At 41.4% G+C, this 22,328-nt stretch carries 21 protein-coding genes; 10 read left to right on the top strand and 11 right to left on the bottom strand.

The features are described from left to right. Positions 1 to 133: 133 nt before the first annotated feature. From NAF19_RS01530 to NAF19_RS01520, 3 genes are all read right to left on the bottom strand, one after another. Complete coding sequence (locus tag NAF19_RS01530; RefSeq protein WP_252787978.1) at positions 134 to 1,264, bottom strand: glycosyltransferase family 2 protein; 1,131 nt, start codon at positions 1,262 to 1,264, stop codon at positions 134 to 136. Continuing rightward, the gene (locus tag NAF19_RS01525) at positions 1,248 to 2,222 is read right to left on the bottom strand and encodes a hypothetical protein (RefSeq protein WP_252787977.1); all 975 of its coding nucleotides are present in this window, start codon (positions 2,220 to 2,222) and stop codon (positions 1,248 to 1,250) included. The genes NAF19_RS01530 and NAF19_RS01525 overlap by 17 nt, the downstream gene beginning before the upstream one ends. A 174-nt stretch (positions 2,223 to 2,396) precedes the next feature. Then, positions 2,397 to 3,248, bottom strand: a complete 852-nt coding sequence (locus tag NAF19_RS01520) for a dienelactone hydrolase family protein (protein ID WP_252787976.1) — start codon at positions 3,246 to 3,248, stop codon at positions 2,397 to 2,399. 146 nt (positions 3,249 to 3,394) lie between these two features. Between NAF19_RS01520 and NAF19_RS01515 the strand changes: the two genes are divergently transcribed. The 3 genes from NAF19_RS01515 (at position 3,395) to NAF19_RS01505 (ending at position 5,105) form a co-directional block, all read left to right on the top strand. After that, complete coding sequence (locus NAF19_RS01515; RefSeq protein WP_252787975.1) at positions 3,395 to 4,264, top strand: hypothetical protein; 870 nt, start codon at positions 3,395 to 3,397, stop codon at positions 4,262 to 4,264. Positions 4,265 to 4,404: 140 nt separating this feature from the next. Further along, positions 4,405 to 4,935 (top strand): DUF6036 family nucleotidyltransferase, encoded by a 531-nt coding sequence (locus NAF19_RS01510; protein WP_252787974.1) that lies wholly within the window; start codon positions 4,405 to 4,407, stop codon positions 4,933 to 4,935. Beyond that, positions 4,932 to 5,105 (top strand): hypothetical protein, encoded by a 174-nt coding sequence (locus NAF19_RS01505; protein WP_252787973.1) that lies wholly within the window; start codon positions 4,932 to 4,934, stop codon positions 5,103 to 5,105. The genes NAF19_RS01510 and NAF19_RS01505 overlap by 4 nt, the downstream gene beginning before the upstream one ends. A gap of 38 nt (positions 5,106 to 5,143) precedes the next feature. Here the strand turns inward: NAF19_RS01505 and NAF19_RS01500 are convergent, their stop codons facing one another. Then, positions 5,144 to 8,044 carry a DEAD/DEAH box helicase gene (locus NAF19_RS01500; RefSeq protein WP_252787972.1) on the bottom strand — a complete coding sequence of 967 codons (2,901 nt, stop codon included), beginning with the start codon at positions 8,042 to 8,044 and terminating at the stop codon, positions 5,144 to 5,146. A gap of 230 nt (positions 8,045 to 8,274) precedes the next feature. Here NAF19_RS01500 and NAF19_RS01495 point away from each other — a divergent pair, with 230 nt between their 5' ends. Beyond that, positions 8,275 to 8,616 carry a DUF1016 N-terminal domain-containing protein gene (locus tag NAF19_RS01495; RefSeq protein ID WP_252787971.1) on the top strand — a complete coding sequence of 114 codons (342 nt, stop codon included), beginning with the start codon at positions 8,275 to 8,277 and terminating at the stop codon, positions 8,614 to 8,616. Then, positions 8,592 to 9,404, top strand: coding sequence for a PDDEXK nuclease domain-containing protein (locus tag NAF19_RS01490; protein ID WP_440347861.1), 813 nt, complete (start codon positions 8,592 to 8,594; stop codon positions 9,402 to 9,404). The genes NAF19_RS01495 and NAF19_RS01490 overlap by 25 nt, the downstream gene beginning before the upstream one ends. A gap of 4 nt (positions 9,405 to 9,408) precedes the next feature. On the opposite strand, the gene dapF is transcribed toward NAF19_RS01490, so the two are convergent. Beyond that, complete coding sequence (gene dapF / locus NAF19_RS01485) at positions 9,409 to 10,197, bottom strand: diaminopimelate epimerase (protein WP_252787969.1); 789 nt, start codon at positions 10,195 to 10,197, stop codon at positions 9,409 to 9,411. 310 nt (positions 10,198 to 10,507) lie between these two features. Between dapF and NAF19_RS01480 the strand changes: the two genes are divergently transcribed. Beyond that, positions 10,508 to 12,052 carry a Do family serine endopeptidase gene (locus NAF19_RS01480; protein ID WP_252787968.1) on the top strand — a complete coding sequence of 515 codons (1,545 nt, stop codon included), beginning with the start codon at positions 10,508 to 10,510 and terminating at the stop codon, positions 12,050 to 12,052. Between the two features lie 107 nt (positions 12,053 to 12,159). On the opposite strand, the gene NAF19_RS01475 is transcribed toward NAF19_RS01480, so the two are convergent. Together NAF19_RS01475 and NAF19_RS30505 are read right to left on the bottom strand one after the other, a co-directional pair. Further along, a complete protein-coding gene (locus NAF19_RS01475; protein WP_252787967.1) occupies positions 12,160 to 13,803 on the bottom strand; it encodes a PAS domain-containing protein in 1,644 nt (547 codons plus the stop codon). Positions 13,804 to 13,823: 20 nt separating this feature from the next. Next, positions 13,824 to 13,952: a hypothetical protein gene (locus NAF19_RS30505; RefSeq protein WP_256484191.1), complete on the bottom strand. Its 129-nt coding sequence runs from the start codon at positions 13,950 to 13,952 to the stop codon at positions 13,824 to 13,826. Positions 13,953 to 13,983: 31 nt separating this feature from the next. Here NAF19_RS30505 and NAF19_RS01470 point away from each other — a divergent pair, with 31 nt between their 5' ends. Both NAF19_RS01470 and NAF19_RS01465 read left to right on the top strand, forming a co-directional pair. Beyond that, positions 13,984 to 14,802: an SDR family NAD(P)-dependent oxidoreductase gene (locus NAF19_RS01470; RefSeq protein ID WP_252787966.1), complete on the top strand. Its 819-nt coding sequence runs from the start codon at positions 13,984 to 13,986 to the stop codon at positions 14,800 to 14,802. Between the two features lie 473 nt (positions 14,803 to 15,275). Beyond that, positions 15,276 to 16,166 (top strand): helix-turn-helix domain-containing protein, encoded by an 891-nt coding sequence (locus tag NAF19_RS01465; protein WP_252787965.1) that lies wholly within the window; start codon positions 15,276 to 15,278, stop codon positions 16,164 to 16,166. Here NAF19_RS01465 and NAF19_RS01460 read toward each other — a convergent pair whose 3' ends face one another. Beyond that, positions 16,167 to 17,333 carry a DUF418 domain-containing protein gene (locus NAF19_RS01460; protein WP_252787964.1) on the bottom strand — a complete coding sequence of 389 codons (1,167 nt, stop codon included), beginning with the start codon at positions 17,331 to 17,333 and terminating at the stop codon, positions 16,167 to 16,169. A gap of 90 nt (positions 17,334 to 17,423) precedes the next feature. Between NAF19_RS01460 and pdeM the strand changes: the two genes are divergently transcribed. Then, a complete protein-coding gene (gene pdeM / locus NAF19_RS01455) occupies positions 17,424 to 18,089 on the top strand; it encodes a ligase-associated DNA damage response endonuclease PdeM (RefSeq protein WP_252787963.1) in 666 nt (221 codons plus the stop codon). Positions 18,090 to 18,120: 31 nt separating this feature from the next. On the opposite strand, the gene NAF19_RS01450 is transcribed toward pdeM, so the two are convergent. Both NAF19_RS01450 and NAF19_RS01445 read right to left on the bottom strand, forming a co-directional pair. Next, the gene (locus tag NAF19_RS01450; RefSeq protein ID WP_252787962.1) at positions 18,121 to 18,918 is read right to left on the bottom strand and encodes a phosphatase PAP2 family protein; all 798 of its coding nucleotides are present in this window, start codon (positions 18,916 to 18,918) and stop codon (positions 18,121 to 18,123) included. 268 nt (positions 18,919 to 19,186) lie between these two features. Next, entirely contained in the window at positions 19,187 to 21,139 is a 1,953-nt protein-coding gene (locus tag NAF19_RS01445; RefSeq protein WP_252787961.1) for a KUP/HAK/KT family potassium transporter, read from the bottom strand. A 254-nt stretch (positions 21,140 to 21,393) separates the two neighbouring features. On the opposite strand from NAF19_RS01445, the gene NAF19_RS01440 reads away from it, so the two are divergent. Next, complete coding sequence (locus tag NAF19_RS01440) at positions 21,394 to 21,840, top strand: T9SS type A sorting domain-containing protein (RefSeq protein ID WP_252787960.1); 447 nt, start codon at positions 21,394 to 21,396, stop codon at positions 21,838 to 21,840. Between the two features lie 49 nt (positions 21,841 to 21,889). Here NAF19_RS01440 and NAF19_RS01435 read toward each other — a convergent pair whose 3' ends face one another. Then, positions 21,890 to 22,288 (bottom strand): GxxExxY protein, encoded by a 399-nt coding sequence (locus NAF19_RS01435; RefSeq protein ID WP_252787959.1) that lies wholly within the window; start codon positions 22,286 to 22,288, stop codon positions 21,890 to 21,892. Positions 22,289 to 22,328: the final 40 nt, after the last annotated feature.

Here is a 22,328-nt window from a genome sequence, read left to right as displayed (position 1 = left end):
TATGATATTTGGCTGATTTAACCGTTGATTATATGATTACGTTGATCTCGCTGATTAAAAAAAAATGATCGCACAATCTGAGTAATCCTGTGCTTGGTATCAACGAAATCATTTAATCAAATTAATCAGCTGTTTATTTTACCAACCGTCCCTTCCACACATACTTACCCTTGTTACCCAGCAGGCCGATGTAAACAAAATAGATAATATACAACGGTATGGAAATTGGAAGGACCACCATTAAACGGCGGCGCCTGAAAAATTTGGTTACCGGCCAAAGCAAGGCAATTTCGGCTAAAAACACAGCGAGAAACTGCAAACCGGAGACCTTTAAATAATAGATATCATATAGCCCCAAAGCCAGGTTTGCCAATACTGACACATTGAATAACCAAAGTCCAACTACCAATGCTACCACTTTCTTGTCCTTATACTTTACCGACTTTGATGCCCAGCGGCGCCTTTGTTCCATAAAGCTTTTAAGGTTGTGTTTGGCGTGGGTAAATACTATCGCATCATAATGTTTTAAAAAGCCGATTTTGCCGGGGTAGCGCGCGGCCACTTTTTGCAGTAGCAGTTCGTCATCGCCTGATGCCAGGTCGTCAATGCCTTTAAAGCCACCAACTTCGTAAAACACATCTTTACGATAGGCCAGGTTGGCGCCGTTACAAGTTGAGGCATGGCCGTTGCCAATAAATGCCCCGCCGGTTGCTATAAGCGAGTAAAACTCCAATGCCTGCATCCGCTCGAACAATGATTTTTCCTCGAAATAGCTAACGGGCGACGATATCATGAGTGGCTGTTCCTCTTCGTAATACCCAACTATCGTCGACAGCCATTTACTACCCATCCGGCAATCAGCGTCTGTAGCCACCATCAATTCGCCGCCTGACAGTTTGATAGCTTCGGCAATCGCCTTTTTTTTGTAGGAATTTAGGGGTTTGTCTTCATTTAGCTGTAAAAGCCGCACACCATCGGCAGCATAGCTGCTTATAATTGCTGATGTACGATCGGTTGAGTGGTCATCAACTATTATAATTTCTGTAAGATGTTTGGGATAGTCCTGCGCTAAAATATCCTGGATGGTAAGGTGAATACTTTCCTCCTCGTTACGCGCAGCTATCATCACAGTTACCCTGGTGGTACACCCTGCAGGTTTAATACGGGGGCGTTTAATTAAGTTCCACCCGATTACCAGGAAGATCACAACGCACAGGAACAAACCGGTGAGCAGGAAGGATATGGTACTAAGAATTACGATCAAAAAACTTTAATTTAAAAACAAATATAGACCCTAAAACAGCAGGAATAATCATGTTGGTAATATAGATGAGGGAAAATGCAACTACCACGGCTATGTGCTGGTCGGTTACGTAACTAAAAAGCCGGTCGGCAGTAATACTGCGCACCCCTATATCAATCAAATCCAGTGAGGGTATTGCCGATTGGATAAAGAAAAAAACAAACATCAGCAGTGACAATTGGTAAAGCGGGATCTGCGGAATAAGCAGGTGGATGATAAGGTAATACTGAAAGGTAAAAGTAATAAACCGGGCCAGGCAAAACCACATAATGTTTAGCAACTGCGTAGTTTTGTAAGTGCCCATTATATCAAAAAAACGATGGTATTTATGAAGGAATTTTACCCGGTTAAGCAACGATACCATCCATTGGATATTGAAATAAAACGTAAGCATTGTGGCCATAACCACCGCAGCAACCACTGCTGCCCCTACCATGATCCAGTCTTTTGGATGAATAAAAGTGTAGAGGAACCAAACCGATGCTGCCGCACCCAAAACGTTAGTGATTACATTTTGACCGAATGAACCAACTGCCATTGCGAATACGCCGTGAATGCGTTTACGGTTTGGCAAAAACATTACACGACCGCCATATTCGCCAATGCGGTTCGGGGTAAATACCGCCCAGGTTAATCCGCAGAATACTGCCTCGATAGCCTTCCACACCGACATAGGCGACAGTCTCCGCGTTAGATGCCACCACTTTAACGACTCCAGCACCCAGTTAACTACCATCAGCAATACTACGGCAATCAAGGTAAAAAGCACCTTATTGTAAGTTACATGTGCAACCAGCCGCTCAAAATTGACTATGTTGTCGTGATTTTTTAAAATGCGCTGATATATGTACCACGCGGCAAATACAAGTATGCCAAACTTCAGAAGGTAGGACAGTAATTTTTTAGCGCGGGCAGTCAAAGGCAGAAATTTTGTGCAATGTTAGGGAATGATTTCGGATTTCGGATGTTCGATGTCGGAATTGTTTTTATTTAGGAATTCGGAAATGAGATTTCAGAATAGATGTTCTATTTAAATTCTAACGACTAAATCTCAAAAATTTTCTATATCCGAAATCGAACATCCGAAATTTCACTACTTCATCCTTGCTTTTAAAAATGCAATACTTTTTCCGTAAGCTGCGGTTGTTGCCGGGCTGTTATATGCGGGGCTGCTGGGGTTGGCAAAACCGTGATCGGCATCGTATTGGTTCAAATAGAGTTTTTTGTCTGCAGTTTTCATATCTGCCTCAAATTTGGCAACTACTTTTGTGTTTATCCATTGGTCCTTATTCGCAAAGTTGCCCAGTACGTCGCAGTTTAATGCTTTAAGAGCGGCAAGATTTTGCTCGGGCATGCCATAATACATTACGCAACCGGCTGCTTGTTTGCCGGCAAGCAGCGTGGTTTGCAAACTCCACCCCCCGCCGAAGCACCAGCCGATGGTATAAATACGTGCCTTCGATCCAACATAGGCAATGGCGCCATTAATAATGGCTTTGGCGCGGTCTTCAGTTACGCTTTGCATGTATTTGCCGGCATCCTGAGGGGTAGTGGCAACTTTACCATCGTAAAGATCCATATCTATCACGGTTACGTTGCCTAAATCGGTATAAATTTTTTCTGATTCCTTCTTCACCCAGTCGTTAAGGCCCCACCATTCATGTACCACCAGCAGGTAGTTATTGGTTGGATTTTTTGCCTTAAACTCAAATGCATTGGCGGTTTTGCCATCGGCGGTTTTGTAGGTGATCGCTTTGCCAATCTTGCTTTGGAAATGCAACGGCAGCGGTTTTTTATGTGCCATTACAAATTTGTTACTGGCAGCCAGCATGGCAAATTGCTGCGTCGCTGGTAGTGGCCCGTGGCAAACTACCGCTTTTTTGGATTGGGCGAACGTTAATGCCCCACAAAAAAGGAGGGTGGTTAAAAGTAAAAGCTTTTTCATCGTTTTATTTATAGTGATTTTATTGTTTATCGAAATGAATGTTAAAGCAACCAATATCAGGTTAAATTTGTTTTGAAATATACATGCTACGGTAATTTTTTTCTGCCTAAATTGTGGAATCATGCGGTTGCCTGCATCTTATCAATATGAAGAAAAAACTTACCTTAATTATACTGCATTTAATATGTGCAGCAAAACTATTTGCACAGCACGATGCGGTGCGTGAGGCCATCGACAGGGCAACCGACAGTATACAAACAGAGGGCAAAGCTTTGTACCGTTCTGAATGGGCATCGTGGTATGGGACGGATGTTTTTTTGGAGAAATGCCCGGCTAAAAAGGCGCTATCCGGAGGGTACTTTTCTTATGAAACAGATGACCGGCTTATCAATATTTTCTTTTCGAAGGGCGATAAGCCTGTTGTGCTGGCCTCAATTTCGTTTGCAAAGGATTTTAACCCCAGCAATTACAAACTTGATACCATTCCAAGGCAACTTACAAAACTTGAGCAAAGCTATCATGGTTTAAGAATTGCTGCAGCGAAAAGAATGAGCACTGATACCATTTTTAAGCATTACAAAAACAGCAGTTTAAATATAATTCCGATGGTACAAAAGGAGGCGAAAAAAGTATACGTTTTAACCGGGCCTGATATAAATGGGATCGTGATTTTTGGAAACGACTATTTGATGAGGTTTGATGACAACAATCAAATCACATCTGTAAAAAAGTTGCATAAAAATATCATTTCCATCCAGGCTAAAGCAGATACGGGCGCGGCCATCAACACAACGATGCACACCCACCTTCCTGAATCGGGAGATTTTATGAGTGCTACCGATATTTGTACCCTGCTTCTTTACGAAAATTCAACTACGTGGACGCAGCATTACGTAATATCTAAAAACGACGTTTCAATATGGGATTGTAAAAAAAACATACTTTTTATTTTAACAATGGAAGCCTGGAATAAAATTAATGCAGACCAAAAAGCACGGCACCCTGATAAGCAATAGCATAATAAAATTCATGGAGCCTGAATTTATAACCTACAAAAAATTTAATGATGTTGCCTTAGCAAATGGTTTAGCCTTGTAACTAATTTCGGGCCCGGGCCGCCTAAATAAGTGTGTAAGTAAATTTATATATTTAAGCGATGTTTGATTTTTTTAAGAAAATAATAGAATACTTTGATTCCCGTCACGTTCCTTACATGCTGTCGGGCAGTATTGCGATGGGAATATACGTTGTTCCGAGAGCTACAAAGGATATCGACTTTGTTGTACAGCTACTGCCAAAGGATATTGAAAGCTTTGCAGCCCATTTTGAGGGGGCTTATTATTGCAGTAAAGATGCCGTTGCAGATGCTGTGAACCGTCAAAGCATATTTAATGTGATAGATTATGCATCAGGTTTTAAAGCTGATTTTGTGGTTCTAGAAAACAGTGAATACAGGCTTGCAGAGTTCGAACGTAAACAGCCAGCTGATTTTTATGGAATTAAAATATATGTTGTTTCGCCTGAGGACTTGTTGATTTCGAAACTGATATGGATACAGGAATGGCAATCAGCAGTACAGATAGAAGATATAAAAAGCCTCGCGTCAATCCCTGATTTGCAATTTGAATACGTAACTAACTGGATAAAAAAGCTAAATTTGAATACTTTCAACCTCATTGAGCTATGAATGACACCACGGAACCCGTAAAGCAAAAACAATTAGAGATATGGCTCGCAAAACCTATTGAAGAGAGGCTTCGGCTAACACTAACAATGAATGATGAGTTATATGGTTTTTGGAACGCAGCGAAAAAAAGCAATACCAAAATCAGTCTTGACAAACTTTCGGACAAGTAGCCAGGCCAATATTCTTTCTACCTTTACCGACTTTCCGACTACTTCAATATCTCCTTAATATCCTCCACCGAAAGCGACTTAATAAAGCTATCCTCCGTAGTTATCAATGCACGGCTAAGGCTTAGCTTGCGCTGTTGCAGGGCCAGTATTTTTTCCTCAACGGTATCTTTGGTGATAAATTTATAGATGAATACGTTTTTGGTTTGACCAATGCGGTGCGTACGGTCGATGGCCTGTTGCTCGACTGCCGGGTTCCACCATGGGTCGAGTATGAAAACATAGTCGGCTTCGGTTAGGTTGAGGCCCACGCCGCCGGCTTTTATCGATATTAAAAATACCCGCGTTTTTTCATCTTCCTGGAACTGCTTTACTACATCGCCGCGGTTTTGGGTACTGCCGTCAAGATAGGCGTAGGGTATTTTCTCCGTATCAAAATATTCGCGGTAAATATTCAACTGTTTTACAAACTGCGAGAAGATGAGTACTTTATGATTACCCTCAAGCACCGTTGCCAGGGTATGCACCACGTTTTCAAACTTGCCCGAGTCGCCTTCATATTCCTGATCAATCATTATGGGGTGATTGGCAATCTGGCGCAGCTTTATCAGGCCCTGCAACACCTGTATCTGGGTTTTGGCAAAGGTGCCGTCTTCCAGGCTTTTCAGCAACTCGTTGCGATATTCCGATTTTACCTTTTCATAAACTTCAGCCTGTTCCTCGCTCATCTGGCAGTAGAAAAGGTTTTCAATTTTTGGCGGAAGTTCGGTGGCTACCTGTTCCTTGGTTCGGCGTAAGACAAATGGCTTTATCAGTGCCTGCAGTTTACGGGCTTTGTCTTCGTCCTTCTTCTTTTCAATGGGCGTTACAAACTCGTTTTGGAAAAACTGCTGTGCGCCAAGCAAACCGGGGTTTATGAACGACATTTGCGTCCACAAATCATTTACCGAATTTTCAACCGGGGTACCACTCAATATCAGCTTAAACCGCGACTTCAGTTGCTTTACCGCCTGGAAAGATTTTGACGAGGGGTTTTTGATGTTCTGGCTTTCATCAAGTATCACATAGTCGAAAAAGTAGGCCTTCATCAGCTCGATATCGATACGGCTGATACCGTAAGTAGTGATCACCACATCGTAATTGGCAAACACCTCCGGCGATTTATAGCGGAACGTGCCGGTATGTACCATCAGCCTTAATTGTGGCGTAAACTTTTTAGCCTCGGCCAGCCAATTGTATATCAGCGAAGTCGGCATTATTACCAGCGATGTTGCTTTGCCGCCTGCCGCTTCCGTATCTTCTTTATGCTTTTGCAGCAGGGCCAGCGTTTGTATGGTTTTACCCAAACCCATGTCATCTGCCAGGCAACCGCCAAAGTGGTAGCTCTTTAAAAAATGGAACCAGTTGTAACCGGCTTTTTGGTATGGGCGCAGGTTGCCCTCGAAATTTTGTGGAAGGCAGATGTCTTCCAGCTCTTCAAAATCTAGCAGTTTTTGCAACTTGCGCGTCATGGTAACGCTGGCCATTTCGCCTTCGGCCAGTTCGTTAACCAGGCCGATGTGGTGGCGGCGCAACTTAATGTCGGTGCTGCCATCGCTAAAATGCAACAGGTTGCCATACTGCGAAAACCATTTTTCAGGGATGATAGCAATCTCTCCGGATGGAAGCAGGAACTCCTTCTTGCGGTTAAGGATATGATTTTTTAGCTGGATAAACGGAATGGCATACGAACCAAAATAGACCATGGCCTCGATATCAAACCAGTCGTTATTTTCTTTTACCGTAAGGTCGATTTTGCTGGTACCGAAAACATAACGCTTTTGGCTGCCCGAGTCGGGTTGCTCAATTTCAAACCCTTCTTTAATCAACTCGTCGTAGTGCTGGTTTATCCATTCGAACACCGAGAAGGAATGGTCGGCATCTTCATCATTATTATCAACTTCCAGGTTTTTGAACAGCGACGAGGCTGTTTTTAGGCCTAAAGATTCCAAATGGTTGAATTTATTTTTCTCCCACGTAACCGACCGCTTAATACGATGAAAGGTGTAATCATCTCCATTGCGCTCCATGCGCACCGAGATAAGCCGCTCATCCCCGTAAGGGAAAACATACCCGGCATACTTAAAATAAAGCTGCAGCTGTGATGTGCCGCCCTCAACGTAAATAGGCTTTAAAACCGGGCGGGCATCATATTTTTCGGTGTTGATGGTAAAGCCTTCGGCATACACATGATGTTTCTCGATCAGCGGCGCCACAAACTTTTCGAAGTATGACTGCTCCGACGATTTTGGGATAGCGATGTATCTTTTGTTTAAAAAAGGCACCAGCTTTTTGCCTTCAATTTCTTTTTCGAAATGGTAAAGGGTATCGTCCAACAGCATCCATGCAGGGTGGTTACAAATAACCTCGGCGTTTTTAAACATAAACTCAATACGCAAACCCTGGTATTTAATGGTAGGGAAATACCGTATTTCGTCGTCGCCGCGCCTGAAATGGAACAACACGGTAGCCACCTCGGTAGCTATCTGTACTTTGCGCTCGGCGGGGTAGCCCTCCTTGCTCATTTGGTACAACGGTTTGTCCTTTAATAAAGCCAAAGCCTCGGCCATTCGCTTTTCTATTTTGGGGCGAAGGGTATCAAAAAGCTGTTCATTAAATACCTTGGTAAAAAACTCAAAGGGGCGGATCGGCTTTTTATAGAACTTTTTTATCAGGTTACCCTGCTCCATCTCCTCCAGTATCTTAATCAGCTTTATATCTACGTCGTCGATACAATGCGCAAATTCTTTGGCAGTATTACTAAATAAACGCTGGTGGGTAAGGGAAAATTCGCCGTTTGGATTTAGTTGAACTATGTGTGGTTCAATAACATACGATAAATACTCATGCTTTGCTATGGCATAAATTATCTGGCAAGGCTTGGTACTATCAACACGTAACATAGTTCTATTTAATAAAAAATTAATAGAAGCTACATCAACAAAAAATTCAAACGTAAACAGAATTTGTTTGAAGTGGAAATGTTTTTAGGGAAATAGTTGTTAACAGTGGGGTTCATGGTTCATTGTTGATAGTTCATGGTAGCTGCGGATGGAGGTGAAATGAAATTCGAAGGTTATATTGCCTGGCCTTTCGTTTTTGTTAATTTTACTATTATTTATCATTGAAATACATGTCCCTGGAAAATTCATACGCCGCAGCAATAGCCCAAATTAAAACCGAAATTGAAACAATCAGGTTAAGGGCCGCTATTTCTGTTAACCAACACCTGTTAATGTTGTATTGGAAAATCGGCAATATAATTTTGGAGCAGCAAAATACTGAAGGTTGGGGGACTACAGTTATCGAGCGATTATCAAATGATTTACGACGGGAGTTTCCTGATATGAAGGGTACCTCGGCGCGGAACCTTAAATATATGAGGGCTTTTGCCGACGCTTATCCTGAATTTATGCAACCAATGGTTGCACAATTGAATTTTCCGCAATTGTGCAAGGGCCGCTTGCACAATTAGAAAGTTCCGCAATTGTGCAAGGGCCGCTTGCACAATTAGAAAGCACCTCAATTTTGCAAGTGCCGCTTGCAAAATTGACATGGTACCATCACATAACTCTTATGGACAAAGTAAAAGATGCCGAAGAACGTGATTTTTACATAAGAAAAAGTGCAGAAAACGGTTGGAGCAGAAATATTTTGGTTCATCAAATAGAAAGTAAATTATACCACCGGCAAGGTAAAGCGGTAAGTAACTTCAACCAGACGCTACCGTCATTCCACAGTGATTTGGCTAAGGAAATGCTTAAAGACCCTTATAAATTTGATTTTTTAAACCTATCTGAAGAGTATTTTGAAAAAGACCTTGAAGATGCGCTGGTAAATCATATCACCAAGTTTCTCTTGGAATTAGGCGCCGGGTTTAGTTATGTCGGGAGGCAATATCATTTGGAAATTGGTGGTGACGATTTTTATATCGACTTGCTGTTTTATCACCTGAAGTTAAGAAGCTATGTAGTTATTGAACTTAAAACCGGAAAATTCATACCTGAATATGCCAGCAAGCTTAATTTTTACCTGAGTGCGGTCGACGATTTAATGAAGCATAAAACCGACAACCCAACGCTTGGAATTTTGATATGCAAGGAGCGAAATAAAGTTGTTGCAGAATATTCGTTGCGGGATATTAATAAACCTATAGGAATTGCAGAATATGAACTAACCCAATCAATACCCGAGAACTTTAAAGGATGCCTGCCTACAATCGAAGAAATAGAAAATGAGTTGGAAAATAATAAAGATGATTAGTTAATTATCCAATCTCCACTTCCCCTTCAAACACCTTCACCGCGGGCCCTTCCAAAAATATGCTTTCAAATTTTTTACCGTCATAATCAAAGTGGATATTCAGATCACCGCCTAAAGCCTTTATGGGGGTGTTGATGTGGCCGGTTTTGTTATTGTGTTTGGCCATGGCAAGTGCAACGGCTGTTACGCCCGTTCCGCAGGCAAAGGTTTCGTCTTCAACGCCCCGCTCGTAGGTACGTACAAAATAGCCTTCGCCGGATGGTTCAACAAAGTTTATGTTGATGCCTTCTTTACGGTAAGTATCATTGTTGCGGATGGCACGGCCCTCCTGGAAAACGTTTTTGTCTTTCAAGTTATCTGCAAGCGTAATATAATGGGGCGAGCCGGTGTTAAGCACATAGGCCCCGTTATCGCGCTTTATGGTGTCCACATCAATCATTTGCAGGCTCACCCAATCGCCACTTGCTGAAATTTTGGCATAATGGGGGCCGTCAACTGCCAAAAAGTTTGTTTCCGTGTCAATTATGCCCAAGTGTTTGGCAAAGGCCACAATACAGCGGCCGCCATTGCCACACATGCTGCTTGGCTGGCCATCGGCATTGTAGTAAACCATCTCGAAATCATAGCCTTCCAGGTTTTGCAAAAACATCATACCGTCGCCACCGATGCCGAAACGGCGGTCGCATAAACGGGCAATAAGTCCCGGATTTTGATGGTTTACAGCATCGTCGCGATTATCAACCAAAATAAAATCGTTGCCCGCCCCCTGGTATTTATAAAAATTTATTAACACGGTATTTAATTGCTACAATGAATAATTAATATGCAAATGTGCGGATGTTTTGTAACTTAATTAATCATCTGCACGTCAATACATTTACGTATATGAATGTATCGGCTTATTGTTTTGCTATTTTTAACAAAATTTAACAAAAATACATATAACTTAACATTGGTTATAACGTCTATATGGTATTAAATTTGTTTCACAGAAAAATAACATTAAAAGAAAAGTGATAATATGAAACCATCATGAGTTGCCGATAAAAACAAATCAAAACAACTCATGATAGCTTCATCACCATTAAAAAACAATTAGAAAGATGAAAAAGTTTGGTTTAACATTATTGACTGCCTTTGTTGGCGGGGCCATGGCTTTAGGTGCGTACAAGGTTATTGAAAACAAGTATGCCAGCAACATGAGCTTTGAGGATAAACAAAAGGTTTATTACGCAACAAGTAATCATTTAACTCCATCAACTTCGGCAACTAACCTGTCATCGGCAGGCCAGGTTGACTTTACCGAAGCTGCAGCAGCTGTTACCCCTGCGGTTGTTTATATCCGCACTACCTACGCGAGTCAAAGCGACCAGCAGGAAAGCCAGATGCAAAAAATGTTTGGCGAAATGTTCGGTCAGCGCGTGCGGCCATCCGGCCCGCAAATGGCTTCTGGCTCGGGTGTAATTATTTCTCCGGACGGATACATCGTGACCAATAACCACGTTGTTGATAAGGCCGAGAAAATTGACATCGTTACCAACGACCATCAAACCTACCAGGCCAAAATAATTGGTACCGACCCGAACACCGATCTGGCGTTGATTAAAATTGATGCCCACAACATGCCAATTGTAAAATTAGGCAACTCAGACAATGTTAAAGTTGGCGAATGGGTGCTGGCAGTTGGTAATCCTTTTAAATTGACATCGACCGTTACAGCCGGTATTGTTAGTGCAAAAGGCCGTGGTTTAAATTTGATAGGTAACGAAGACGAGCAGGAAAACCCTTTCGGTCGTACCCAATATCAAAGCCGCCAACCACGCACCAATAAAGCTATTGAGTCGTTTATTCAAACCGATGCTGCCATTAACCCCGGCAACAGCGGTGGTGCGTTGGTAAATACCAACGGCGAACTGATTGGTATTAACTCCGCGATTGCATCGCACACAGGTTCGTACGAAGGCTATGGTTTTGCCATCCCTATTAACCTTGCCAAGAAAGTACTGGATGATATTGAAAAATTTGGGGCGGTTAAACGCGGTTACCTGGGACTTACGTTTAAAGAACTCGATCAGGATTATGCCAAAGAATTAGGTATCAGCAGGACTTACGGACTTTACGTAAAAGATGTAATGCCAGCCAGCGGCGCCGAAGCTGCCGGTGTTAAAGGAGGTGATATTATCACCAAAATTGAAGGCAATACTATTTATGAATCGTCGGATTTGCAGGAACGCGTTGGCCGTTTAGCCCCTGGTGATAAAGTACACATTACTGTATTACGCGATGGTGCAGAGAAAAACCTGGCTGTAACGCTTAAGGCCGATGCCGGTACGCCAAAAATGGCGGCTAGCAAATCGGGCGAAGAGTTATTTAATAAAATAGGCGCAAGCTTTACGCCGCTGAATGCTGCGCAAAAAGCTAAGTTTCATGTAAGCAATGGCGTGCTGGTTACCCAGGTTAGGGAAGGCGGCTTGTTTGATAACACGGAGATACCTGAAGGCTCGGTAATTACCCAGATCAATAGGCAACCTATTAGTACTATTGATGACCTTGACCGTGCCTTGAGCAACCCGCGCAATGGCATATTGGTTATATCCGGCTTATCGCCTGACGGTACCAAATTAAGAGTTGCCTTACAGGTGGAGTAATTTTATTATTATATTGATTAAACTGAAAGACCCGGCCAAGCGCCGGGTTTTTTGTTTGCCGGTTTGCTTACTTATTCGGAATTTAGGTTTGGGTAATTATTGTGTGTCTAATATCCGGCCGTCGATAATCTTTCTGCTTCAGCATTGGCGTCAACCGCGGTTTTTTTTGTTATATCTTTTATAATATCATCAAGCTCGGCAGATGAGGCCTGCAACATTTTTAGCATTTCGTCTTTCTCCTTTTCATTTGTCTCAGCGGCAAGCAATGTCGCCAATCCCATAACCCGGGCCAAAGGCGCCCTTACCAGGTGCGATTGTATCCACGATATTTCTTTAAACTTTTTGTTTTGGCTCTCAATAGTCTGCACGTATTTTTTATATTCGGTAATGTCGCGGCCGGTTATGCATGTTCCGGCAATCACGCCACTCTCGTAAACAGGGGTTAAAGTAAAGTGTATCCAACACATCACACCATTAATGTTTAACCGTTGGTCATATTCTACTACCTGCTTATTATGTACCTTTTGCAAAATATCGTTAAAAGGAATCTTTCTCGCTTCATCAACAAAATCAAAAATGCTTCTGCCGGCTTCAAATTTGGCATAAGCAGCATTGAAAATTATAAATTCGGTCGCCTTTGAATTAAAAGCGATAATTCGGTTGTCAATGTCCAGCAATACAAAGCCTTCATTGGTATTATCAAAAATAGCACGCAGGTTTGATTCGGATTGCTTAATCTTCATGTTTGAGCTTTTAATTTTCTGCTCACTTTTTACCTGGGCCGTTATGTCTGTTGCAAGTACAAGTTTAGCTTGCCTGCCGTTAAAATCTAACAGGGTGCTTTCAATTTTTACATTGATTTGTTCCCCGTTCTTTTTCAGGTGAACGGTGTTTTGATGATGAAATTTAGCGTTGTCTTTATTTAGTTTTACAACATATTCAATCCCTGCTACATACTCCGGGGGGCGTATGTCTCTAATCGTTTTAGCTAAAAATTCTTGTTTACTGTAGCCATAATGCTTTGTTGCTGCATCGTTTACATCCAGGAACTGAAGCGACTCCGTATCAAAAAGCCACATAGGCAGCGGGCTGCTCTCAAAAATAGTTTTATATTTTTCCTTAATTCCGTTGGTAATATTAATGGTTGTTTGTAACCCGTTGAAAATTTTGTCAATAAGCACCACGAGCAGGATGCTTAAAAAAATAAGATTTGAGCCAAATGCGAGCCATTGCCCAATAGAATACTGTTTACTAAGTACGTTATTGCCTGGGCCTAAATAAATAAACAAGGCAAAACCAAATAAAATTAAGGCATTTAACGCAATGGTACCCCAAGCCAACCTTACCGGGAAAATCAGCGAGCTCAAAATTGTTATTGCGAATAAATAAAATACGCCTGGTCCCAAATAGCCCAGCACAGCAGTTAAGAAAATCGCCAGCGTATAGAACGCGCTAATTACAAGTATTTTACGCTGCTTTATTTTTAGTTTTTTAGACAGCGTAACGGCCGTAATAGTTAAAAAACAAAAAATATCAATAACCCCGGTAATTGTATAGTTGTACTTAAACGAGATGTATACACAAGGAAGAAAGGCTATCAGGCTTACCGGTAAACAGTACGTCAGAAATTTAATGAAAAGGCGATCCTGCCACTGATCTACATCACTGCGTGAGTTGTTAAGATTGTGGCTTATACGTTGTTTTATTATACACTGGTATTTTGCAAACAAGCTTCTGTACACTGCTGGCATTATTTAGTTTGATAGATTAACTAATACGTAAATATTTTAATATTGTTTCGTTTTTCGATGTCTTTGCTATTTTTGACCAGGTTATTTGTGCCGCCTAAATGTATCAGCATTGCCGACTTTTGTATAAAACCGTTTGCCCTGGCCGCCATAGTTTTGCTTTATAAATTAACAAGTAAAACAATGGCAAAAACAATTTTTATAACAGGCGCTTCGCGCGGATTTGGTAAAATCTGGGCTGAGGCATTTTTAAAACGCGGCGATAAGGTGATTGCAACAGCGCGCAATACTGAATCACTTAATGATTTGGTTGCAGCTTATGGCGATGCAATACTTCCTATCCAATTAGACGTTAATAATCGTGACCAGGTTTTCGCAGCGATTGAGCAAGCGAAACAACATTTCGGTACTATTGATGTGCTGATAAACAATGCTGGTTATGGTCTTTTTGGTACTATTGAGGAAACCAGCGAGCAAGAGGCCCGCGACCAGATTGAAACTAATGTATTTGGTTTGTTGTGGGTAACACAGGCTGTGTTGCCGGTGATGCGTGCGCAGGGACATGGCCATATTATCCAGGTATCGAGTGTATTGGGTATCGTTACCCTGCCGGTACTGGGGCTGTACAATGCCAGCAAATTTGCAGTTGAAGGTTTGACAGAAACGCTAGCCACCGAAGTGAAGGGCTTTGGGATAAATGTTAGCCTTATTGAGCCAAATGGATTTGCTACCGACTGGGCAGGTGCCTCTGCAGCGAGCACAACACCAATGGATGTTTATGAGCCGGTTAAAGCTGCTTTCCAGGCAGGGTTAACCGACGATATTTTTGGTGTTCCGGAAGCAACGGCTGATGCTGTACTTAAATTGGTCGATGCGGATAATCCGCCGCTTCGTTTGTTTTTAGGTAAAGTTGCGTTGCCATGGGTAAAACAGGTATATGCTGGCCGCATAGCTGAATGGGAAGCGTGGGACGAGGTTGCATCGGCCGCGCACGGGAAGTGAATGAAAGAATTGAATATGGAGTAATTAATGTGCAAGCAATGTCGTTTACTCAAGGAGGTAAATGGCATTGATTTGCGACACCGTTAATATAACATAAACGATGATAAAAATGCTGACACTGTTTTGTCAGTATTTTTATCATTTTTCGCGGAGCTTTTAAATAAAAAACCGTCATAATGACCCTCAAATGCGCTTTTTATTAAAATTTGTAGATTTTTGCTGTTCCACCCTGTTCTATATGTTCCACTGTGAACAGCAACGTTTTTTGACAACTATAAAAGTGATTGTGTAACGTTCTCCCCTTACTCCGTAGAGATGAACCAGGTGGGGGCTTAAGTAAACGGCATTGAATTTCCAACGCCGAAGTTTGTTACTTCATAATTCAACCTTTCATTATTCTGTGTCCGATATTTTTGTTTAACTATTACAAACCAATTACCCATCGCAAATTTCAACAACGTAATTTTGATATCATGAAGCATTTTAAAAGCCTTGCCGAACTGCACCGCGCAAACGGTTTCCCGCCACCGGAAAACCCATTGCTTAGTTTATTGCAGTGTAATACAACCTGTTCGATAGGGGAAACGGAGTTTACCGGCGATTTTTACATGATTGGTTTTAAAAAGCTAAAATCGGGCGTGTTTTTATACGGGCGTACTAAGTACGACCATGATTCGGGCTCCATGTCGTTTGTTAAACCACGGCAGGTTATCCAGTTAAAGAACCTGCAGTTTGAGGAAGATGGATTTCTGATTTACATTCACGAGGATTTTTTGAATGGGCATGTGTTGCATAATGATATTAAAAAGTACGGCTATTTTGAATACGAAGCCAACGAGGCGTTGCACCTATCGCCAAAAGAGGAGCAAATTATTTGGGAGCTTTACCGCAAAATCGAAACGGAATACAACAATAACCAGGATGAGTACAGTCGTGATATTATCCTCGCACACATCGACTCGATTTTAAAATATTCACAGCGGTTTTATAAAAGGCAGTTTATTAACCGTACCGATATGTCGGGTAAGGTGATTTCGAAGTTTAATGATGCGTTGAACCTTTATTTCGGCAACGGGCTGCTCGCACAAAAAGGGCTGCCAACCGTAAAAATGATGGCCGATCAGCTTAACCTTTCCACCCGCTATTTGAGTGATATGTTAAAACAGGAAACCGGCAAAACCGCAATTGAGCTTATTCATATTTTTCTGGTATCCGAAGCCAAAAACCTCTTGAAAGGCTCGGATAATAACATTGCAGAAACAGCGTACGCTTTGGGCTTTGACAATCTACCGTATTTTTCGCGGTTGTTTAAAAAAGAGGTTGGGGTGAGCCCTAATCAATACAAAAAGGGGGTGGTTAATTAATTATTTTATCCTGCCGGGCAACCGCTTCCCATAGCTAAGTTGCCTCCAAACCCACTCAACCGGACCGTAATAAAACTTACGCAGCCACCATTTGCTTATAAATATTTGTAAAATAAAAACCAGCAGGCCAAGCAGGTAATAATATGGTGCAGGGAGCCTATGCGTAAGGCCGAAACCAAAACCGAAACCGGAAAATAAAATAATGCTGACGAAGTTTTGTACCATATAATTAGTTAGCGTCATTTTACCCATTGCCTGCAAGCCGCTGAATATCATTTTAACCTTACCTGACATGTACAACAGGCAAATTGATGTAGCGGTGAATGTCATGGCAACCATTACCCACCAATAGCCAAGGTTTAAATAGTCCTGCATGTCAGCAACTTTTTTAACGGTAAGCACAAGCGTAGAATCAGTAAGTATCAATATTAGGCTAACCAGCCACGTTTTTTTGATGAAGGATTTATTAATTTCAATTTTATTGAAGAATCCTGATTTTTGGGTGGCCTGGCCAATTAAAAAACAGCAAAACATTACGGTGTGGATAGTAACGCCAAGATTTAAATCGGTAACCTGGCCTTTCCAGGTGCCAATTAAGCCAAACCACAATACATTTAACAGCGAATGACTTTTATATAGCGGCAAATAAGGGGATAATATCCCTATATCTAAATTTCCGGCCAGGCTGACAACAATACCATTTATCACAGGTGTGACTAAAAATAATGCAGCGCTGATATAGAGTGATTTTTTGGCACTGCACCGGCTGAAAAGTAATAGTATCAATCCCAAAAATGCGTAATCTTTAAGTATATCGCCAAAAAAGAAAGCGCTGTCAATAAAGGCAAGTAGGAACAGCCAAAGCATGCGCTTAATAAAAAATGAATTACTGTTTACATTTTTCAGCCTGGTATTTTGCATGATAACCGAGAACCCATAGCCAAATAAAAAGCTAAGTAATGTCCATGATTTTGATGAAAACATGGCGTTTGCAATAGTTATCAGTAAGTCGGTGGCTTTGCTACTTTGATGGTGCGGGCTTAGCCCGATGAAATAAAACTCGCCGTAATTCATTACAACTACCCCCAAAAGGGCCCAACCGCGCAATATGTCTATAAGGGGCAGGCGCTTGTTTGCTTCAATCGGCTTAAAATCAGGCTGGGGCATAAATTAATTTCCGGGGAGTAAAAAACTAAATTAATATTAAATATCCGGAATGGCTCAAAAAAATATGGTCGCATTTTCTACTTTTGCCTGATGATAACGGGTGGGGGAGTCTCTTTCAATTTATTAAACCAGGATTTATTATTATTACCGCAAAAGGCTATTTACTGGCAACAGGAAAAGGCTTTGATTGTCGCGGACGTGCATTTGGGCAAGGTGGGGCATTTTCGCAAAGCCGGGATTGCCGTGCCGCGTGATATGGAACAGAATGATCTGGGTGTACTGTCGGATTTAATCTTTGAGCATAAGCCAGAAAAATTGATATTTCTGGGCGATTTTTTTCATAGCGATATTAATGCCGATTGGGACTGGTTTATTCTCTGGCGCAGCCAATTCCCTAAGTTGGAAATTATCCTGGTGCGCGGCAATCACGACATTATTGATGACAGGCATTACCTTGAGTTAAACATCCGGCTTTACGAAGAATTACTTGTGGGGCCATTTCTGATGCTGCACCATCCACTCACCAGTGCAGCGTTAACGCAAGCTGAAGGCCACGTATTTTGCGGCCATATTCACCCCGGTGTGCAATTGGTGGGCAAGGCACGGCAGGCTATAACGTTACCATGTTTCGCTTTTGGGGCGCGGCAGGTTGTATTGCCTTCGTTTGGTAAATTTACCGGCAGGGTAGCAATCCGCAGCAATAAAACCGATAGGATATTTGCGATAGCAAAGGATAAAGTGCTAGCGATAGATTAAAGAAACACGACAAGCCTGTATCGAAATTTATCTATAGTTGCATTGCAAATGAAAGCCCCTTCACGCCATCCTGGTACATAGGCATAATCATGGTAGTATGCTTGCCATTTTTATCAGTATGGGTTAAAGCATTACGTACATAAGGGTATACAAGATATGCTGCTTTTGTTGAAAGTATACCAAAACCTGCGCCCGCAACAACATCGCTAAACCAATGGTCGCGGTGGTACATGCGCATTATCCCTGTTGTTATAGCAAATGAGTAGCCAACAATACTATAAACCGGTGATTTGTCCGAATATTCTTGTGCTAAAAACTCAGCGCCCATAAAGGCATTCGCAGTGTGTCCGGAAGGGAATGACAGATAATTGGCTTTGTTTGGCCGTAAACGATGCGTGATGTTTTTTAATCCGTATACCGATGCACCGGCAAATGCCGCCGAAAGGCCCAGTAATGCTGTACGGTCGATAAACCTGTTTTTGCCCGAAACGCCAACAAGATTTAAACCATACACCATTGCCACCGGCGCAAACTGCATATAGTTTTCAATGCTGCCGGGGTATTTAGGGTAATATTTATTGAAATTATTGTTTACATAGTAATCAAACCGGCGTACCGGGTGAACTATCATTGATACAAAACCATATCCGGCAAGGGCAGCGGGGAATACTAGTGCAGCAGTTTTGCTGTGCAGGTGTTTTACTGTATCTGGTGCCGTTAACAGATCCTTTTTGATAGTGTCGGCAAGGTTCTTTTTTGTGGTATCTTTAACCTGAGCACTTGCTTCAAACGAAATAACACACAATAAAGTAAATAATATATTTCTCAATGGGCTAATATTTTCAAAACATAACAACGTTCAGCCTATTAAGTTTATCATAAATTAATAAAAAATTAATATGGCCTACATTTAAACTCCAAACAAGGTAAAAATATTATTCAAATCTGTAGTAATCCTGAATAATGCCGGGTTTGCACTTAACGCATTGTAAAAGTCGGCGAAGTAATTGCATTTCCAGAAATTTTGTTGATAATGTGACAATCCCGTTAAAAAACAAAATTAGCACGAGCAAAATTCTCTTACTACCTATTCACCATTAAAGCACCCTATGTATTACAACAGTCTCCGGAGCAGCAAGCATTAACGGAACTTTTTCAACCGTCACAAAACTTAAATCGAGCCCAAAGCCACGTTCTTCTGATAAGCTGATTTTTTTCAGCTCTTTATAAAACGCCATAATAAAGCTTTCGTAAAACGATAAGTTGTGCGAGCGCGATAAAACCTTCTCGATAACAACGAACCTGAAATCGCCTACAATTTTATGCTTGTTTAATGATTTGTAGGTGCTGGTAATATCCACTTCACCTTTTTTAACAAGGTCCTCAACCACTTTCCTAAACAGCAGGTTTATCTGCTGCTCAACTCTGAAACCCAGTTTAAAGTCAATCCTTATTACCTTGTTTGGCACCAGGAAATCAACCTCATATTCTTTTTTGTAAGGCTCGTCAACCACATCAACGTGCACCAGCCAGTAAACATCGGCGCGTTTGGGTTGCTTCTGCAGGATGGAGTAAACTATTTTCGATTCGATTTCTGAATTAAAATTAGCGCTGGTTAAATAAACCAGTTGCGATGCGTACTTAGGTACGGTTTCGTCATCGCTTAACTCTTTAAGTATGCTGAAGTAGTCTTCAATCTCAATAAACTTAACATAACGGTTACGAATTTTACGGGCGGTGTGCCATGTCCACATAATGGTGAAAAGGAAGAAACCAACCGATAAGGTAAACCAGCCGCCATTTACAAATTTAACCAGGTTACCGGTAAGGAACGTACCCTCGATAAGCAGGTAAACCACCACGAATATACCCACGATATAGGTTGGCAGTTTTTTCCGTCGTAAAAAGTTAGCTACCAGTATGGTAGTCATCAGCATTGCAACTGTGATACTTAAACCGTAGGCAGCTTCCATCTTCGCCGATTCTTCAAAAAGCAATACTACTCCGACGCAACCGGCGCAAAGCAGCCAGTTAACGCTTGGCACATATAGTTGCCCTTTCTGCTCCGACGGATAGTTAATACGCACTTTGGGCCATAAGTTTAAGCGTACTGCCTCAGCAATTAACGTAAACGAACCCGATATCAACGCCTGGCTGGCTATAACGGCAGCAACGGTAGCGATACCGATACCATAATACAAAAACCACGGCGGCATAATTTCATAAAATGGATTATGCAGGTTCAAATCCATCACATTACCGTTATGCTGCAATAGCCAAACAGCCTGGCCAAGATAATTTAAAACCAGGCAGGCTTTCACATAAATCCAGCTTATCTGGATGTTTTTACGACCGCAATGGCCAAGGTCAGAATATAAGGCTTCGGCCCCGGTGGTACATAAAAATACTGCACCAATAATTATTAGCGGGTGTGATCTGGGTGCGTGACTTATAAGCAGTTGAAAAGCATAGTAAGGGTTTAACGCTTTAAATATTGTTGGGGACTGGATGATAAAAGCAACCCCCAAAACGCCCATCATGGTAAACCAAATAAACATCATAGGTCCGAAAGCTTTACCAACCAGGGACGTGCCAAATTGCTGTATAATAAACAGGAAGATGATAATGGCTATAACAATCGGCATGGTATGCAAATGCGGAAACGACGTTTGCAAACCTTCAATTGCCGATGAAATGGTAATTGGCGGAGTGATAATGCCATCGGCCAGCAATGCGCAACCACCAATAACTGCAGGTACTATAAGCCACTTTGCGCGGCGCCTAACTAACGAGAAAAGCGAAAAAATGCCACCCTCGCCTTTGTTATCGGCACGTAGTGTAATTACTACGTATTTTAAAGTCGTTTGAAGCGTCAGCGTCCAGAATATGAGCGAAACGCCGCCTAATATTAAAGTTTCAGAAATTGTTCTATCGCCAACTATGGCTTTGAATACGTACAGTGGGGAGGTACCGATGTCACCGTAAATTATTCCTAAACTTATCAACAGCCCCGCGGCGGTTAGTTTTTGCAGATCTTTATGATTCGACACGTTATACTTTCAAAGCCCCAAAAGTATTAAAAATTACAATTAAGTGATTAAATAATAAATATTAGCGAAAGAAAGGTTAAATTTAGAGCAGGAATTAAACCTTCTACTGTTAAATTTTGTTAAAATGTATTAGAAAATGATAAGTATTTAAATTGATGACAGCTTTATTTATACTTTTGTAATTAATATACTGTATGAGGCAAAATTCTACCTATAAAAATTCACGGTTCATAATAATTGCGATAGCAATCTTTATGAGTTTTGCCTTTTCGAACGCGATGAGCTTTCAAAAAACAGATACAAGTATTATCCACCTGTTAAGACCACACGCTTCAAAAACTCCAACATTCAGAAACAGTTTGCATTTGGTAATGCCCCCGATAAAACCGGCCGTTATATCAACCACAAAAGTTTCTGTTACAAAAAACGACGATAAGCTTTTAACTAACGTACAGGTTTACCCCAACCCGGTTACCGACCAGATAAATTTAAAGTATGAAATTTCGCGTTCTTCAACCGTTACCATCAAGGTAATGGATGTACTAGGCAACGAAATTGTAACTTTATACAACCAGCGCACCGAACCCGGTGAAAGAAATTTCAACTACCAGCTAAATAGCAAATTGAGCCGCGGTTTCTACTTCTTGAAAATTGTTGCCGGTACTGAGTCGGTGATTAAGAGGATATTGGTTCTTAACTAAACTAAGATTCATAGGATTAAAAGATTTTAGGATTTCAATTTGTAGAACTTTAACTTTTGTTGAACCCTTTATTATCCGGGTGTTTGACGTTAAAGACTCTTTTATACTCCAGGCTTTTACTTCCAAAGTTAATTAACAGGCCAATTGGTAAATTGTATGCTTCTAAATAATTGATTGCCTGAGCCAAATGCAAATCGTTAAGGTTTGGAACAGCCTTTAATTCAACCATGATTTTCTGCTCTACGAAAAAATCTACTCTCCTTTTCCCTATTTCAATCCCTTCGTAAAATATAGTCATTTCCATTTCCGACCTAAATAATAAATCCTGATTGCGCATTTCAATAGCCAAAGCCTTTTGGTAAATCGCTTCCAAGAATCCGGTTCCCAATATTCTGTGCACTTTCATAGCGCAGCCAATAATTTTATGAGTAATGTCTTCGTATTGCATTCAGTGAACAGGTTTCAATGCAAATTAAATAAATTGTCGA

The organism is Mucilaginibacter flavidus (assembly GCF_024055575.1).
In the GTDB taxonomy this organism is placed as follows: domain Bacteria; phylum Bacteroidota; class Bacteroidia; order Sphingobacteriales; family Sphingobacteriaceae; genus Mucilaginibacter; species Mucilaginibacter flavidus.
Note: the sequence above shows the minus strand (reverse complement) of the source record. Positions and strands in the feature narration are given on the sequence as shown.

Coding starts and splice junctions, on each gene's coding strand:
- NAF19_RS01510 (WP_252787974.1), top strand. CDS start 4,405: ATGTTTGATTTTTTTAAGAAAATAATAGAATACTTTGATTCCCGTCAC.
- NAF19_RS01515 (WP_252787975.1), top strand. CDS start 3,395: ATGAAGAAAAAACTTACCTTAATTATACTGCATTTAATATGTGCAGCA.
- NAF19_RS01495 (WP_252787971.1), top strand. CDS start 8,275: ATGTCCCTGGAAAATTCATACGCCGCAGCAATAGCCCAAATTAAAACC.
- NAF19_RS01475 (WP_252787967.1), bottom strand. CDS start 13,803: ATGCCAGCAGTGTACAGAAGCTTGTTTGCAAAATACCAGTGTATAATA.
- NAF19_RS01520 (WP_252787976.1), bottom strand. CDS start 3,248: ATGAAAAAGCTTTTACTTTTAACCACCCTCCTTTTTTGTGGGGCATTA.
- NAF19_RS01470 (WP_252787966.1), top strand. CDS start 13,984: ATGGCAAAAACAATTTTTATAACAGGCGCTTCGCGCGGATTTGGTAAA.
- pdeM (WP_252787963.1), top strand. CDS start 17,424: ATGATAACGGGTGGGGGAGTCTCTTTCAATTTATTAAACCAGGATTTA.
- NAF19_RS01465 (WP_252787965.1), top strand. CDS start 15,276: ATGAAGCATTTTAAAAGCCTTGCCGAACTGCACCGCGCAAACGGTTTC.
- NAF19_RS01505 (WP_252787973.1), top strand. CDS start 4,932: ATGAATGACACCACGGAACCCGTAAAGCAAAAACAATTAGAGATATGG.
- NAF19_RS01440 (WP_252787960.1), top strand. CDS start 21,394: ATGAGTTTTGCCTTTTCGAACGCGATGAGCTTTCAAAAAACAGATACA.
- NAF19_RS30505 (WP_256484191.1), bottom strand. CDS start 13,952: ATGGCGGCCAGGGCAAACGGTTTTATACAAAAGTCGGCAATGCTGATA.
- NAF19_RS01435 (WP_252787959.1), bottom strand. CDS start 22,288: ATGCAATACGAAGACATTACTCATAAAATTATTGGCTGCGCTATGAAA.
- NAF19_RS01500 (WP_252787972.1), bottom strand. CDS start 8,044: ATGTTACGTGTTGATAGTACCAAGCCTTGCCAGATAATTTATGCCATA.
- NAF19_RS01480 (WP_252787968.1), top strand. CDS start 10,508: ATGAAAAAGTTTGGTTTAACATTATTGACTGCCTTTGTTGGCGGGGCC.
- NAF19_RS01460 (WP_252787964.1), bottom strand. CDS start 17,333: ATGCCCCAGCCTGATTTTAAGCCGATTGAAGCAAACAAGCGCCTGCCC.